The sequence below is a fragment of the uncultured Romboutsia sp. genome, assembly GCF_958366745.1.
Classification (GTDB): Bacteria; Bacillota; Clostridia; order Peptostreptococcales; family Peptostreptococcaceae; genus Romboutsia; species Romboutsia timonensis.
In genome coordinates this window covers 1-12,042 of record NZ_CATXCO010000053.1, presented here as the reverse complement: position 1 = coordinate 12,042, position 12,042 = coordinate 1, and the positions used below count along the sequence as shown (strand labels likewise).

Sequence of the window (12,042 nt, the reverse complement as noted above, 5' to 3'; positions counted from 1 at the left end):
ATATATTGTATTCTTATATCTTTACATTCTCTGTTTATAGCAATAGCCTCCATAATAACTAACATAGATTCAGTTATGCACCACGCTATCGCTGCTCCTATATATGATATCTTAGGAACTAATATTATATTTAATAATATGCTTACAATAGCACTTATAGTTTGTATTTTTAATGCTACATTTTCTTTTCTATAAGGTATTAGAATTTGATTAACTTGCCAACTTCCAACTGCATTTACAACTATCAAAACACTAATTATTTTCAATGAATAACTTGCTGGAATAAATTCTTCTCCACCTAAAAATATCATAATTTCTCTAGATAACAAGAATATTCCTACTATACATGGTAATCCTATAATGTATATATAATTTATAGACTTAGAAATAACTTTTTTATATGCTTCATAATCATTTTTTATCAAATAGGCAGTTCTCGGAATAAGTACCGTTATAAGAGAATTTGTTATACTAAGTCCTATTCCTAATATAGTTTTACTTCTTAAGTAAAATGCTAAATGCTGTTCTGATCCATATCCTATAAATAATTGATCTAATTGCGTATATAACGCTATAATAAGTGTTGTAAAAAAATATATTCTTAACTCTTTTAAATAAGTTAGTATTTCTAATTTATACATCTTTTTATCAATATATTTTTTAGTATTTAAATAATTTAAAACATTATTGAAACATAGACCAAATATATTAATACCTGCATAAATCATATAATCATCACTATTTTTTACTATAGCAAACATAAGTATAATACTTATTATTTTAAATGCTATATTTCTAATAGTTATATAACTATATTCCTCTATCCCTTGATAAAACCAATCTATAGAAAATACATTTAGTATCAACATCATAACCATCATTAGATGTATATTCAATTCACTTTCAAATCTAGGTACATTGAATATGGCTAATAGATACACTATTATTGCTATAATAGATAAGCTAGCTTGAATTAATATTAGATTCCAAAATGTATTAGTTAGCTCTTTTTTGTTATCTCTATTTCTTGCAATTTCTCTTATACCGTATCGTGGTATACCAAAAGATGAAATAAGTATAAACCAGTTTACTATTGATGTTGCAAAATTAACTTTACCTATATTTTCAGCTCCCAATGTATATGACAGGTATGGTGCTGTAATCAAAGGAAAAACTATATTTGCACTTGTCAAAATAGAATTATATATAAAGTTTTTCTTTATAGACTTATTTTTCACCTTTTCACCTTCTGTCATTACACATTAATCTCTATTATATAAATCCCTAGTGTATACTTTTTCTTCTACGTCATTTAATTCACTACATAATCTATTAGATACTATTATATCACTCATAGATTTAAATTCTTCTAAGTCTGTTATCACTCTAGAATTAAAGAACTTGTCCTCTTTTAGTGCTGGCTCATACACTACTACGTCTATTCCTTTAGCCTTTATTCTTTTCATTATACCTTGTATAGATGATGATCTAAAATTATCAGAATCAGTTTTCATAGTTAAACGATATATACCTACAGTCTTAGGATTCTTCTTTATTATCATATCTGCTATATGATCTTTTCTAGTTTTATTTGAATCAACTATAGCAGATATTATATTATTTGGTACATCAGCATAATTTGCTCTTAATTGTTTAGTATCCTTCGGTAAACAATATCCACCATATCCAAATGAAGGATTATTATAATGACTTCCAATTCTAGGATCAAGTCCTACACCTTCTATTATTTGCTTAGTATCTAGTCCTCTTATTTCCGCATAAGTATCTAACTCGTTGAAGTATGCTACTCTCATTGCTAGATAAGTATTTGAGAATAACTTAACTGCTTCAGCTTCTGTAGAGTTTGTAAATAGTACTGGTATATCTTCTTTTAAAGCTCCTTGTACTAATAAATCAGCAAACTTCTTAGCTCTTTCTGATTGTTCTCCCAGTATTATTCTTGAAGGATATAAATTATCATATAGTGCTTTCCCCTCTCTTAAGAATTCTGGTGAGAATATTATGTTATCAGTATTAAACATTTTTCTTACTTTTTCAGTGTATCCAACTGGAACTGTTGATTTTATTATCATTGTAGCATTTTGATTTATTGATAATACATTTTCAATTACAGATTCAACACTTCTAGTATTGAAATAATTTTTTTCCGGATCATAATCTGTTGGTGTAGATATTATAACGAAATCTGCATCCTTATATGCTTTTAATATATCCGTTGTAGCTACTAAATTTAACTCTTTATTAGCTAAAAATTCTTCGATCTCTTTATCTACTATTGGAGATTTTTTATTATTTATCATATCTACTTTTTCTTGTACTATATCTAATGCTACTACTTCATTGTGTTGTGCAAGTAATATAGCATTTGATAAACCCACATAACCTGTTCCTGCTATTGCTATTTTCATAAACATTAATCTCCTATTTTATAATTTTTTCATATTTGATATTCTAAGTTATCTTTTTGTTTTATTATCTTTTCTATATTAGATGAAATAATTATCAATATCCAAAAACCTATTTTTGTATATGTGAAAGCACTTTCTGTTAATGCTATACAAAAATATAAAAATATTGCCATTGATAATATATAAGATATCTTACTGTTACTCTTATTAAGTGCTCTAAATGCGTTTAGTAAAATCAATATAAAAACAAATAGTCCTATTATTCCTGTGCATAATAATATTTCTAATAGACCATTATGTGCTTCTGTAACATCTCTTATTATTGCATTTTGTGCTATTATATCATTTCTACCATATCCAAATATGAGTGAATTTGGAATTATTTTCATAATAAAATCCCATATAAGAGTTCTACCAGTTAAAGTAACATTCTTTTGTAATATATTTTCTATAAAGCCTCTAAATACAGTTTCCTGTATTCTAAAAATAACAACTTGAGTATATATTATAGTATATATAGACATTAGCTTATTTATATTTATATTTATCTTTATTTTCTTTAACAATAATACATATATAACAAGTAACGATCCTACAATAAAACCTGTACTACTCTTTGATAAAAGAATAATTATTAATACCATAAAACATAGAAGAATATCTTTGTTTCTTACTTTTTCATAGATATATTCTGAACGTATAAGAATAAATGCAATTGCAGGAATCATAACCATTGATATACCATTTCTAGACTCAAAAGTTCCTACGAATACTTTTTGTGATCCTTGATATCCTATATACATATACGAACTTTGGACAAATATAGCTAAAATCAGATTATATATAATTAAAAGTGTAAATAAAATATTCAATGCATTAATAAAATTTTTAAAATCTTTCATACAATAATTAATATATATAATAAATCCAATATACACAAAATTTGTATATATCATTCCAATTGTTATATTATTATTTATCACTGCCGAAAATAGGATTATAAATGAATATAGCATGACTAATAAAATTAATTTAATATTTAATATGTTCTTATTATAATTGAAATTTTCAAATAGCATTAAATATCCTATTATACTTACAATCATTTTACTTGCACTTGAAAGTAAAATATTGTCATTTATTACATTTATTCCTATAAACGGTAATATAAATAGCACAATAAAATACTTTTTCGTAAATATATTCATATTACTCTCCTCTATAATTCTATATCAATATTTAATAAATAATTTGTTATATTTTATTTAGTAATTACATATGTCTTTATTAATTAATCTATAGCAAATGTATACTATAATATCCTTATTAAACATTATTGGTATATATTTAATCATTTTTATATATACTTTAAATGCATTAACAATATTTTTTGATTTTAAATGATATAATAATACGCCTCTATATCTTTTAGAGTATATTTTTTTTCTAGCATTTTTATCAAATTCAGCTAATTTTTTTATCATATCTTCATGCTCACGTAAATAAAATTCAAATTGTTCTTCATTCTTTTCCGAATCTAATTGATTTCGCCTGTCAGATGTATCAAATTCAACTAAACATTCCTCTATAACACCTATTGAAAATCCATATTTAAAATATCTTAACAAAAATGCTGCTTCTTGATTTCTTTTAAATCTTTCATCCCAACCCCCTATTTTTTCCGCTATATTTTTCCACATCATAATAGTATTAGTATAAATTAAGCTATCTCCACTTAAAAGTTCAAACCCTAAACTACCTTTTCTTTTAGGTATCACTATTTTTCCATTTCTATGCCATCCACAATATACAGCTTTATAATCTTTATTTTTGCACAAGAATTCTAATTGTTTTTCTATTTTGGTTTCTAAGTACCAATCATCATCGTCTAAAAAACATACAATTTCACCTGTGCTGTTTTTTATACCTGTATTTCTTGCAGCTGCTCCATTCATATTAACTTTATGCTTAATATATTTTACTTTTGGATTATTTGCATATGATGTCATTATCTCTTCTGTATTTTTTCTATCTTCACTTTTTTCATCATTATCATCTACTACTATTACTTCTATATTACTATACGTCTGATTTAATACAGAATCTATAGCTCTTTTCAACATATCAGCTCTTCTATAAGTAGTAATTATTGTACTAACTTTTAAATTTTTATTCATTTTATTACTCTCATTTCTATCTATATTTATTAGATATGATAATTTATTTAAAGTCTTTTATCCCATTTACCATTAACTTATATGCTCTAATAATGTCAATATTTTCACATACTTTTTTTCTTTTTCTTAGTAAAAATTGCAAACATAGTAATTTACTATATTTATTAGATATACAATAATATAATGCACCCTTGTCATGAAAATATTTTTCATTATATCCTTCAAACCAACAAGAACTATCTTGACTTACGTAACCTATCTTTTCTGGACTTGTATACATTTTCAATCCTCTACTAATACAATCTTTTAAAAATAGACTATCTTCTCCACTTCCATACTTAGTTCCTCCACCAAATAAAAGAGAAAAATGTACATTTGCTTTTCTTAAACTTGAAACTTTAGCAGCAATTCTAACTGTTCCATATTTTAAGAAATTATATTTTCTTACTCTTTTTTCTTTAGTTATCTGATAAATTGGTCTTTGTTTATTTGTACTTTCTAAATTAAATAATATAATATCCGCATCAGGATTTTTCTTAAAAGCTTTTATTATAATATCTTCGTATCCATCTACATATGACACATCTTCATCTGCAAATAAACAAATATCACTGTCGGCTCTCAGCAATGCATTATTTCTACTTTTTCCTACACCTCTTTCGTTAAGAGATATAAACTTAACTAAATTATTCCTATATTTAATATCTTCAAATTTATTTATGTCACACTGATTAATAATAATAGCGTCAGTTTGAATATTCATTTTTTCTAATAAACTGTAATCTTGTTGATGCATACAAGATACTAAAACCTGTAATTTCATATTTGCCTCCATTAATTTATACATATTATCGTCATAAATATTAAGAATATTTTTAATTAAATTTATAATTAAAATGGCACTTGACCCTATTTTATATATATATTTATTTTGTAACAATATTTTGAGATACATAATCTAATGAACTTACTTGTTTTTAAATTTATAGTTTAACTGTATACATATCAACTATACTTTATTTTAATACCTATAACCTCAATTAGACATATAAGTATAGTATTTTTATAATCCATACTCATTTATCTTCTTTTGATATTCTACCAACTTTAATTAAAACTCTTTTTATCATTCCTCATATTCAATCATCTATACTCAACACTACCTTATAAGTATTAGATACTTTTCCTACTAATACTGCATTATTATGTTTATAATATATTAGTAGCTTCACTTGTATTAATTACTTCATTTACATTTTTTCTTCTTTTTTTTATAGCATTAAATACATAGCATAAAAATACTACGATAGCCTTAGATAAAGATAGTTTTTCTATTTTTCGATACACATGCCAATTTTTCATTGCGGCTTTAAATTTATTATTAGATATAGATCCTTTTACTATTCTATATTTAGCTAATGGTATATCGATCCCATATGCTTTATATCCCTTTTTTAAAATATTCAACCATGTGGCAAAATCTTGTCTAGTTCTTATTAGAGGCATTTCAACATCTCTAATTATATTTCTATCTATAACAACTGTTAAACATCCTATTATTGTATTTCCTAACAATCCTTCATAGTCAATCATATTTGGTACTCTTACAGTTTTATTTAAATCTATCCCAGTTTCTGATATTACTTCATAAGATGTAAATGAAAATCCTATATTTTTTTCTGTCATAAACTGTATTTGCTTTTCTAATTTATTTGGTTCCCATAAATCATCTCCATCAAGAAATGCTATAAATCTTCCACTACTAACTTCAATACCTTTATTTCTTGCAACTGCTGCTCCAGAATTTTCATTTAATGCTATTAGTCTTATTCTTTTATCACGTTCTATATACTGTTTTACAATTTGCTTACTTTTATCAGTAGAGCAATCATCTATAATTATCATTTCCCAATTAGTGTAGGTTTGGTTAAGTACAGACTCTATGGTCTCGCTTATAAATTTTTCACAGTTATACATCGGAGTAATTACAGATACTTTCATATTCCACCCCCTTATTTTATTCCTTCAGATTTAGCCACTTTTAAAACAGTATTAATAATTATTTTTATATCTAATACTAAATTTCTTTTTGATAAATATTCAAAATCATACTTTACCTTTTCATAATCATCTATGTTATCTCTTCCGTTTATTTGTGCTAATCCTGTTATTCCTGGAAGTATACTATCTACATTACATTCTTTTCTAATTTCTAATAATCTTACTTCTCTCTCTATGACTGGCCTTGGTCCAACTAAACTCATATCACCTTTTAATATATTCACTAATTGAGGTAACTCATCTATACTAGTTTTTCTAATAAATTTACCTACCTTAGTTGTAAAATCAGAAGCATTAATAAACTCTTCAGTTGAAAGATTCGGAGCATCTATCTTCATACTTCTAAATTTATATATATAAAAAGGCTTACTGTTTTTCCCTATCCTAATTTGTTTAAATATTATAGGACCTTTAGAATCTAATTTTATAAGTATTGCTACTAGTAAAAATAATGGTGATAATAAAATAAGCCCAACCAATGAACTGACTATATCCATTGTTCTTTTGCTTATTGAATATAATGCTGACGCTTTATTTGCTACATTTGACAAATCAATAGTTATAGCATTTTCATATATTTCTTCATCAAATCTAAAACTTTCTTCCATTTACATTCCCCATTCTATTTATCTTTTTCTTCTTCCTCTTCTCCTACTTCTAGTATCCTGTTCATAATAATAGTTGTAGTATCCATTAGCTCCACTAGCTTCAAACTTATTTAAAACAACACCTAAAATATTAGCTCCAACTTTTTCAAGCCTTTCCTTAGAAATCTTCGCCATCTCAATGTCAGCCTCTCCTGCTCCGACAACAAAAATACAACCATCAGTGTAAGTTGATATAATTCCAGCATCAGTTACAATACCTATTGGAGGTGCATCTATAAAGACATAATCATAATAATCTCTTAAACTTTCTACAAAATCTTTTATCTTCTTAGAAGACAACATTTCAGAAGGATTTGGAGGTATCGGACCACAAGTTAACACATGTAGATTTCTTACATCTGTACAATGTACACATTCAGTAAAATTCTTATTTCCTAAAAGTATATCTGTAAGCCCTTCTACATTACTTATATTAAACATTCTGTGTACACTTGGGTTTCTTAAATCTCCTTCCATTATAAGTACCTTTTTGTCTAAGTTTGCAAAACTAACAGCTAAGTTAGCTATTACAGTACTTTTTCCTTCATTTTGAGTTGAACTTGTTACATTTATAACCTTTAATTCTTTATCTAAATTAGAAAACTCTATACTAGTTCTTATTCCTCTATAAGCTTCTGCTATAGGAGATTTTGGATTTCTTACACTTATTATTCTGTTCATATTTTTCATATATACCCTCCTATCTTTCTAATTTTTCATTAGGTACAACACCAAGTACCGAAAGGCCTAAATGTTTTTCTATATCTTGTGGTGTTTTTAATTTATTGTCTAAATACTCTATTAAAAATACAACAAATAATCCAATCATTGCCCCAAGAACTGCCGCTATTGCCATATTCATCATTTTATTTGGCTTTATAGGATTTTGAGGTAATATCGCTTTATCTATTACTTGTATATCATTTGCTTTAGTTATTCTTTTAACTTCTTTTTTAAATACTTTAGGTATTTCATTTGCTATATCTCTTGCTTTTTCTTTATTAGTATCTTGAACACTTATACTTATAATTTGAGTATCTTTTACAGGGGATACAGTTACATTCTTTACTAAATTTCCATATTTATCATCTAATTTTAGATTTTTTATAACATCATCTAATACTGATCTAGACTTTATTATTTCCCCATAAGTTACTGCAAGCTTTTGAGTAACATTAAATTGATCTCCAGTTATCATTTGAGTTTCTTCATTTTTTTCAGTATTTACTATTAAAGTTGATTTTGCTTCATACACTGGATTTAACATAAAAAAGCTTATTACTCCACTTACAACAACTGCTATTATTGTTATAAGTGCAACTATCCAAAATCTTTTTTTTACAATTCCAAAGTACTCCCTTAAGTCAACTGTTTCTTCCATTTTATTTCCTCCATTTTTCTATTTATTTCTATTTATTTCTATTTATTTCTATTTTTTTCGACAAATACAAACAATAATATAACATTATTCAAACATTTTGTATACATATTCGATGAAATTTCCTTTAATTTTCATGAAAAACTTTTTATGGTTATATATATTTTTATTACTACATTTAGCTATTCTAATCACTATTTAAATGGATTTAAATTCACTTGAATTTAATAAAAAAATTTGCTTCGATCTTTTCTCCAATGGATATATCCGCTTAACAAATATCATTTTTTACGTTTATAAAGCTATCGATGTTACTTATAGGTTATCCATATTTTTTTCATTATATAATTTTCTTATACGTAAAAAGAGAAGGTATATGATTTTAATAAAATCATATACCTTCTCTTTTTTTATTAATATTTATCTATTTCTTCTAATAGTTCTTCAACTAATCTATCTCCATTTATTTTTCTAACTATCTCACCTTTTTTAAATAAAAGTCCTTCACCTTTACCACCAGCTATACCAATATCGGCTTCTCTAGCCTCGCCAGGACCATTAACAGCACATCCCATAATAGCTACTGTTATATCTTTTTCCATGTGGTTTATCTTTTCTTCAACTTCGTTAACTACACTTATAAGGTCTATATTACATCTCCCACAAGTTGGGCAAGATACTACTTTTATCTTATCATTTAATAATCCTAAGCTTCTAAGTATTTCCTTACCAACTATAACTTCTTCACAAGGATCTCCTGTAAGAGATATTCTTATAGTATCTCCTATACCTTTAAGAAGTAATGCTCCAACCCCTATTGACGATTTTATAGTTCCCTTTTTAACACTTCCTGATTCTGTTATACCAATATGTAATGGATAGTCTACTTTCTTTGATATAAGTTCGTATGCTTCTAATGTTTTGTATATATCAGAAGACTTTAAAGATATTACTATATTTCTAAAATCTAAGTCCTCTAGTATTTTAACGTGATTCATTGCACTTTCAACTAAAGCTTCAGCAGTTGCAGATCCATACTTTTCAAGTAATTCTTTTTCAAGTGATCCACCGTTAACACCTATTCTTATCTTTAAGTTTTTCTCTTTACACTTTTCAACAACCATTTTTACTCTGTCTATGCTACCAATATTTCCTGGATTTATTCTAACTCCGTCTACTCCTTGGTCTATTACTTCTAGTGCTAATCTATAATCAAAGTGTATATCTGCAATTACTGGTATATTAACTTCTGATTTTATTTTTGCTATATTTTTAGCCGCAGTCATGTCAGGTATTGCAACTCTAACAATATCACATCCAACTTCTTCTAATCTTTTTATTTGTGCTATTGTAGCTTCTGCATCCCTTGTATCTGTGTTAGTCATTGATTGTATACTTATAGGATTATTACCTCCTATTTTAACATTACCAACACTTACTTCTCTAGATTGTCTTCTTTTATACATTTTTTCACCTTCTTCTTGAGTCATCTAAAATAGCTTTAATGTTTACAATATTCAAAGGATATATCTTTAATTAAGATACATCCTTTAATAATAAATATTTTATAAAAGTTTAATTTATTTATTTAAATTGTAATACACTAATATATTATAATTTAAAACAATTTTAATATATCTTTATACGTTACAAATAGCATGAATCCCATTAAGACCATTAATCCTACTGAGTGTATCATAGCTTCTTTGTTTGGATCTAATTTCTTTCCTCTTATAGCTTCTATACCTAATATTAATAATCTTCCACCATCAAGTGCTGGTATAGGAAGTAAGTTTAATATTCCTAGGTTTAAACTTATTACTGCTGCTATATATATAAGGTTAATAATACCCATTTTAGCTGCATCTGAAACTATTCCTATAACTCCAACAGGTCCTGCTACTGAGTTTTCAAATCCTCCTGGTATAGTTCCTGTAAATAGTTGAACAACAAATGTTAACATTTGCTTAATCATATCCCAAGTTGCTACAAATGCTTTAGGTATTGCTTTTATTATGCTTTTTTCGTAAACAGGTGATATACCTATAACATATTTTCCTTGTTCATTTTTTTCTGGTGTTATAGAAAAATCTTTAGTAGTGTTGTTTCTTTCTACTTTTATATTTATTGGCTGTGAAGTTTCTTTTTGTAAGTTGTTAACTATATCGTCCCAAGTTTGAATTTTGGCTCCATTTATTTCTATTATTTTATCGTTAACTTGAAGTCCTGCTTCTATTGCAGGCGTATTTTCTAATACTTTTCCTAATACATTACTATCACTTGGAGTTCCCATGTATGCTAGTACTGGTATAAGAAGTAATATTGTTAATATTATATTGAAAAATGGCCCTGCAAATATTATGCTTGCTCTTTGAAGAAGTGTTTTTTCTCCAAAAGCACGAGGATCGTTTGATTCTCCATCTTCACCTTCCATACTTACATACCCACCAAGAGGTAAAAGTCTTACAGAGTATTTTGTTTCACCTTTTTGAGTGCTATATATTTTAGGACCCATACCTATTGCAAATTCGTGTATTCTTACACCTGCTTTTTTTGCAAATAGGAAATGTCCTAGTTCGTGTATAAATACTATTATTCCAAATAGTATTATTGCTGCTATTATAGTCAAGTTTTAGACCTCCTTTATTTATAGTCCGCTCGATGCTAATATATAAGTCTCCCTCCAAACTTAAATGTCGGTTCAACTTATATATTAGCATCTTCGCTCAGTAGTTATATGTAGTTACTATAAAACTCCTTGATTTAACTCGTTGTGCTAGTTAGATTTAATTATTGAAAATACTAGAGTTTAGAATAGTTTATATTCTTTGTAAAAAACTTTATGTAGTAATTTCAATATATGTAGTAAAATAACTAGCACAACAGATTGATTTAGTTAAATATAATTATTTAATTAAGTTCTTAACATATTCTCTAGTCCATCTGTCAACTTCTAGAATTTCTTCTAAAGTTGGTTCTTCAATACTTTTATGTGCATCTAGTGTTTCTTTTATGTATTTTGGTATATCATAAAATCCTATTTTATCTTCTAAGAATGCTTCAACTAATACTTCATTTGCACTGTTTAATACTGCTGAATATGTACCTCCCATTTTTAGTGTTTCATATGCTAGCTGTAAACACGGGAATGTTTCTAAGTCTGGTTCTTCAAATGTTAATGTTGCTATTTTAGTTAAGTCTAATCTTTCAAATCCATTTTCAAGTCTTTCAGGATATGTAAGTGCATATTGTATAGGAAGTCTCATGTCTGGACATCCAAGTTGAGCTATTACTGAGCTATCGTTAAATTGCACCATTGAATGTATTATACTTTGTGGATGTACAACTAC

11 protein-coding genes and 1 pseudogene are annotated in these 12,042 nt (G+C 26.6%); all 12 read right to left on the bottom strand.

Annotated elements, in window-relative coordinates; genetic code table 11:
• On the bottom strand, window positions 1-1,238 hold a 1,238-nt coding region (locus Q5F54_RS05570; protein WP_302334078.1), incomplete at its 3' end, for a flippase.
• A 24-nt stretch (window positions 1,239-1,262) separates the two neighbouring features.
• Window positions 1,263-2,429, bottom strand: coding sequence for a nucleotide sugar dehydrogenase (locus Q5F54_RS05565; protein ID WP_302334077.1), 1,167 nt, complete (start codon window positions 2,427-2,429; stop codon window positions 1,263-1,265).
• Between the two features lie 29 nt (window positions 2,430-2,458).
• Window positions 2,459-3,637, bottom strand: coding sequence for an O-antigen ligase (locus tag Q5F54_RS05560; RefSeq protein ID WP_302334076.1), 1,179 nt, complete (start codon window positions 3,635-3,637; stop codon window positions 2,459-2,461).
• A 57-nt stretch (window positions 3,638-3,694) separates the two neighbouring features.
• A complete protein-coding gene (locus Q5F54_RS05555) occupies window positions 3,695-4,606 on the bottom strand; it encodes a glycosyltransferase family 2 protein (RefSeq protein WP_302169423.1) in 912 nt (303 codons plus the stop codon).
• A gap of 43 nt (window positions 4,607-4,649) precedes the next feature.
• A complete protein-coding gene (locus Q5F54_RS05550) occupies window positions 4,650-5,429 on the bottom strand; it encodes a glycosyltransferase family A protein (protein ID WP_302334075.1) in 780 nt (259 codons plus the stop codon).
• A 386-nt stretch (window positions 5,430-5,815) separates the two neighbouring features.
• Window positions 5,816-6,607: a glycosyltransferase family 2 protein gene (locus Q5F54_RS05545; RefSeq protein ID WP_281538070.1), complete on the bottom strand. Its 792-nt coding sequence runs from the start codon at window positions 6,605-6,607 to the stop codon at window positions 5,816-5,818.
• A gap of 11 nt (window positions 6,608-6,618) precedes the next feature.
• Window positions 6,619-7,275, bottom strand: a complete 657-nt coding sequence (locus Q5F54_RS05540; RefSeq protein WP_302334074.1) for a sugar transferase — start codon at window positions 7,273-7,275, stop codon at window positions 6,619-6,621.
• Window positions 7,276-7,293: 18 nt separating this feature from the next.
• Window positions 7,294-8,004, bottom strand: coding sequence for a CpsD/CapB family tyrosine-protein kinase (locus tag Q5F54_RS05535; RefSeq protein ID WP_302169425.1), 711 nt, complete (start codon window positions 8,002-8,004; stop codon window positions 7,294-7,296).
• A 10-nt stretch (window positions 8,005-8,014) separates the two neighbouring features.
• Window positions 8,015-8,695: a YveK family protein gene (locus Q5F54_RS05530; RefSeq protein ID WP_302169427.1), complete on the bottom strand. Its 681-nt coding sequence runs from the start codon at window positions 8,693-8,695 to the stop codon at window positions 8,015-8,017.
• Between the two features lie 410 nt (window positions 8,696-9,105).
• Window positions 9,106-10,182, bottom strand: a complete 1,077-nt coding sequence (gene ispG, locus Q5F54_RS05525) for a flavodoxin-dependent (E)-4-hydroxy-3-methylbut-2-enyl-diphosphate synthase (RefSeq protein ID WP_302334073.1) — start codon at window positions 10,180-10,182, stop codon at window positions 9,106-9,108.
• 128 nt (window positions 10,183-10,310) lie between these two features.
• Window positions 10,311-11,321, bottom strand: coding sequence for an RIP metalloprotease RseP (gene rseP, locus Q5F54_RS05520; protein WP_288702195.1), 1,011 nt, complete (start codon window positions 11,319-11,321; stop codon window positions 10,311-10,313).
• Between the two features lie 277 nt (window positions 11,322-11,598).
• Window positions 11,599-12,042, bottom strand: a pseudogene (locus Q5F54_RS05515) (1-deoxy-D-xylulose-5-phosphate reductoisomerase); the annotation flags it as partial.